Here is a 5,021-nt window from a genome sequence, read left to right as displayed (position 1 = left end):
GCGAACACCGCCGAGCTCTCCAGGAGTTCCACCGCCATCGCAGCCCACTGCGAACCCTGACCCGGGAAGACGAACGCCACCTTCCCCGCAGACCCCGCACTGCCCTGAACCAGCCCCGCACCCGGCTCACCGGACGCCAACGCCTCCAGGGTGGACCGGAGTTCCGAGAGGTCGCCGCCGACCAGCACCGCCCGGTGCTCGAAGGCTGAGCGGGTGGCGGCCAGTGAGTACCCGAGGTCTACGGCACTGGTCTCCGGCTGGGCGTCGAGCTGTGCGATCAGCCGTCCGGCCTGGCCGCGCAGTGCGTCGGCCGTCCTGCCCGAGAGCAGCCACGGGACGGCCGAGCACACCGCCGGGCGGGTCGGCGCATCCGCCGTGTCACCCTCCTCCGGCGCCGGGGCCTCGGGCGCCTGCTCCAGGATGATGTGGGCGTTGGTGCCGCTGAAGCCGAACGAGGACACCGCCGAGCGGCGGGGTTCGCCGGTCTCCGGCCACGGCTGCGCCTCGCTCAGCAGCGAGACCTCGCCCGCCGACCAGTCCACGTGCGAGGACGGCTCTCCCACGTGCAGCGACTGCGGCAGCACACCGTGCCGCATCGCCATCACCATCTTGATCACACCCGCCGCACCCGCGGCCGCCTGGGTGTGGCCGATGTTGGACTTCACCGAACCCAGCCACAACGGCCGCTCCGCCGGCCGCCCCTGACCGTAGGTGGCCAGCAGCGCCTGGGCCTCGATCGGGTCGCCCAGGGTCGTACCGGTGCCATGGGCCTCGACCACGTCGACCTGGTCGCTCGTCAGGGCCGCGCTGGCCAGCGCCTGCTTGATCACCCGCTGCTGGGACGGGCCGTTGGGAGCGGTGAGGCCGTTGGAGGCGCCGTCCTGGTTTACGGCGCTGCCGCGGACGATGCCGAGTACCGGGTGTCCGTTGCGCTGGGCATCGGAGAGCCGCTCGACCAGCACCATCCCGACGCCCTCGCCCCAGCCGGTGCCGTCCGCGTCGTCCGAGAACGCCTTGCAGCGCCCGTCCGCCGCCAGACCACGCTGACGGCTGAACTCCACGAAGGTGCCGGGCGTCAGCATCACGGTGACGCCACCGGCCAGCGCCAGCGTGGACTCACCCTGGCGCAGCGACTGGCAGGCCAGGTGCAGGGCCACCAGCGAGGAGGAGCAGGCCGTGTCGATGGTCACCGCCGGGCCCTCCAGGCCCAGGGTGTAGGACACCCGGCCGGAGGCGATGCTCCCCGAGGTACCGGTGCCGATCTGGCCCTCGGCCCCCTCGACCGACTGCTGGAGCAGCATGCCGTAGTCGTTGTACATCACGCCCACGAACACGCCGGTCCGGCTGCCGCGCAGGGTGGCCGGGTCGATGCCCGCCCGCTCGAACGCCTCCCACGAGGTCTCCAGCAGCAGCCGCTGCTGCGGGTCCATCGACATCGCCTCACGCGGCGAGATCCCGAAGAAGCCCGGATCGAACGCTCCCGCGTTGTGCAGGAACCCGCCCTCGCGGGTGTACGAGGTGCCCGGGTGGTCCGGGTCCGGGTGGTAGAGGTTCTCGATGTCCCAGCCACGGTCCTCCGGGAAGAACGACACCGCGTCGCTGCCGGTGGAGACCAGTCGCCACAGGTCCTCGGGCGAGGAGACACCGCCCGGCAAGCGGCACGCCATGCCGACGATCGCGATCGGCTCGTGCTCGCTGTCCTCCATCTCCTTGAGTCGGCGACGGGTCTCGTGGAGATCCGCCGTCACTCGCTTGAGGAAGTACCGAAGCTTTTCCTCAGCCGCCATCTCAGCCGGCATGTCAGGTCACCTCTCGGGATGTTGCAGAAGAATCGGGTGATCGGGCGATCAGGCAAGTCGGGCTGGGGTCAGGAGATACCGAACTCCTTGCCGATGAAGTCGAAGAGGTCGTCATCGCTGGCCTCTTCGAGCTCCTCGGCGACGGCGGTGTCCTCGGCCGGGGTCTGCTGGTCGTTCCACTTCGCGAGCAGGGACTGCAGGCGGTTGGCGACCCGGAGGTGCCCCTCGTCGTCGGGTGCGGTCTCCAGCAGAGCGGCTTCCAGCCGGTCCAGCTCGGCCAGCAGCGGCACGAGTGCCGCAGCCGCGTCGGGGACGGTCTCCGCGTGGAGCAGTGCGACCAGGGCGGCCGGGGTCGGGTAGTCGAAGACCAGGGTCGCCGGCAGCCGCAGACCGGTCACCGCACCCAGGCGGTTGCGCAGTTCGACGGCGGTGAGGGAGTCGAAACCGAGGTCCTTGAACGCCCGCTCGGCGTCCACCGCGTCCGGGCCCGGGTATCCGAGGACATCCGCGACCTGGGAGCACACCACCTCCCGCAGGACCGCCTCGCGATCGGCCTCCGGCACACCCAGCAGCCGCTGCGCGAGCGACGGACCGGTCGCGTCGGCGCCCGCCGCGGCCGAGCGGCGTGCGGTGACCCGGACCAGGCCCCGCAGCAGCGGGGGCAGCATGCCTGCCTCGGCCTGTCCGCGCAGACCGGCGAGGTCCAGCCGGATCGGAACCAGGACCGGGTCGGCCGAACTCAGCGAGGTGTCGAACAGGCGCAGGCCGTCCTCGGCGGTCAGCGCGGTGACACCGCCCCGCGCCATCCGCTCGACGTCGGACCGGACCAGGGCGGCGGCCATGCCGCCGTCTTCGGCCCAAAGGCCCCAGGCGAGCGAGGTCGCCGGGAGACCGGCCGTACGGCGCTGCTGGGCGAGGGCGTCCAGGAAGCTGTTCGCGGCGGCGTAGTTGCCCTGCCCCGCGTTGCCGAACACGCCGGCGGCGGAGGAGAACAGCACGAACGCGGTGAGATCCTGACTCTGAGTCAGTTCGTGCAGGTTCCAGGTCGCATCCACCTTCGGGCGCAGCACGGTGTCGATGCGCTCGGGGGTGAGGGAGGAGATCACGCCGTCGTCCAGGACACCGGCGGTGTGCACCACGGCGGTCAGGCGGTGCTCGGCGAGCAGGGCGGCCAGCGCGTCACGGTCCGCGACGTCACAGGCGGCGAAGACCGGCTCCGCACCCAACTCCCGCAGGGAGTCCGCGAGTTCCGCCGCGCCCTCGGCCTGAGCCCCGCGCCGCGAGACCAGCAGCAACCTACGCGCGCCGTACTCGGTCACCAGATGCCGGGCGAACAGCGCACCGAGGGTGCCCGTCGCACCCGTCACCAGCACCGTCCCCTCCGGGTCCAGCACCAGCGGCTCGGCCTCGGCAACCGCCGGGACCCTCGCCAGACGCGGCGCGAAGGCCGCACCCGCACGCAGCGCCAGCTGCGGCTCACCGCTCTCGACGGCGTTCGGCAGGGCGCGCAGCGAGGCCGGGTCCTCGTCCAGGTCGACCAGCACGATCCGGCCCGGGTTCTCCGACTGCGCCGAACCCAGCAGACCCCACACAGCGGCCGGGGGAAGGTCCAGCGCCTCCGTGCCGACGGTCGCCACCGCACCACGGGTGACCACCACAAGGCGGGTGTCCGCGACGGCCTCCTCGGCCAGCCACTGCTGCACCAGCGCGAGCGCACCGTGCACTGCGGTACGGGTGGCGGCCGCCATCTCCGGGTCCGCCTGCGGCCGGACGGGAACGATGATCGTCTGGGTACCCGGCGCTCCGGCAGCCACCAGTGCGTCCAGGTCGGCGAACCGCTCGACACCGGTGAGGCCGAGAGCGTCGTCCACGTCCAGGACCACCGCATCGGTGAGGGTGGCGGCGGACGGCAGGGCGGCGGCGGTCCACTCGGTCCGGAACAGCGATTCCTCGCCGCCCGCACCCGCCAACTGCTCGGCCGCGAACGGCCGCAGCACCAGCGACTCCACCGATGCGACCGGCACACCCGTACCGTCCGCGACCGCCAACGACACCGCGTCGCCGCTGACCTGCACAAGACGCACCCGCAGCTCGGAGGCGCCCGCCGCGAACAGCGACACCCCCGACCACGCGAACGGCAGCCGGCCCTGGCCGGTGTCCTCCACCAGACCACCCAGCGCCACCCCGTGCAGCGCCGCGTCCAGCAGCGCCGGGTGCAGCCCGAACAGATCCGCCTCACCCCGGCTCTCCTCCGGCAGCGCGATCTCGGCGAACAGCTCGCCGTCGCGCCGCCAGGCGGCCCGCAACCCCTGGAACACCGGGCCGTAGCCGAACCCGGCCCCCGCGAACCCCTCGTACAGCCCGTCGACCGGTACGGGCTCCGCGCCCGCCGGCGGCCACTCCACGAGATCGAAGGACTCCGCGGCACCGCCCTCCGCCAGCAGTCCCGTCGCATGACGCGTCCACGGCTCGCCCAGCGGCGCGTCCTCGGCCCTGGAGTGCAGGCTGACGGCACGCCGGCCGGAGTCGTCCGAAGTGCCCACCGAGACCTGGACCTGGACCGCGCCCTTGGCCGGCAGGATCAGCGGCGCCTCCAGCGTCAGCTCCTCGACGCGGCTGCAGCCCACCTGGTCGCCCGCTCGGACCGCCAGCTCGACGAAGGCGGTTCCGGGCAGCAGCACCGTGTCGGCCACGGCGTGGTCGGCCAGCCACGGGTGGGAGTCCAGCGACAGCCGTCCGGTGAAGAGGTGCCCGTCCGCGTCGGCGAGTGCGACGCTCGCGCCGAGCAGCGGGTGATCGGCCGTCCCCAGACCGGCGGACGCCACGTCCCCCACCAGGCCGGAGCGGACTCGCGGCCAGTAGTTCTCCTGCTGGAAGGCGTAGGTCGGCAGGTCGACGCGCTGGGCGCCGGTGCCCGCGAACACGGCCTGCCAGTCCAGCTTCGCGCCACGGACGTGCAACTGGGCGAGCGCGCTGGTGAAGGTCCGGCTCTCCGAGCGGCCCCGGCGCAGGGCGGGCGCGAACGCCGCGTCCTCGGTCACGCACCCCTGCGCCATCGCGGAGAGGGTGCTGTCGGGTCCCAGTTCGAGGTACGTGCGGACGGCCCCGCGCTCCAGGGCCTGGATGACGTCGTGGAAGCGGACGGCCTCGCGGACGTGGCGCACCCAGTACTCGGCGGTGCGCAGCTCATCCGTGATCGAGCCGGTCAGGGTGGAGACGATC

General features: G+C 72.8%; 2 protein-coding genes. Both read right to left on the bottom strand.

Annotated features, from left to right (window positions below; all coding sequences use genetic code 11):
• Positions 1 to 1,787: type I polyketide synthase (locus ACWDAK_RS40560; protein ID WP_449806577.1), on the bottom strand; the 1,787-nt coding region annotated here is incomplete at its 3' end.
• A gap of 80 nt (positions 1,788 to 1,867) precedes the next feature.
• On the bottom strand, positions 1,868 to 5,021 hold a 3,154-nt coding region (locus ACWDAK_RS40555; protein ID WP_427396169.1), incomplete at its 5' end, for a type I polyketide synthase.

Source organism: Kitasatospora sp. NPDC001175 (genome assembly GCF_053598215.1).
The sequence above is the reverse complement of the archived record's forward strand: the minus strand, read 5'-3'. Positions and strand labels throughout refer to the sequence as shown.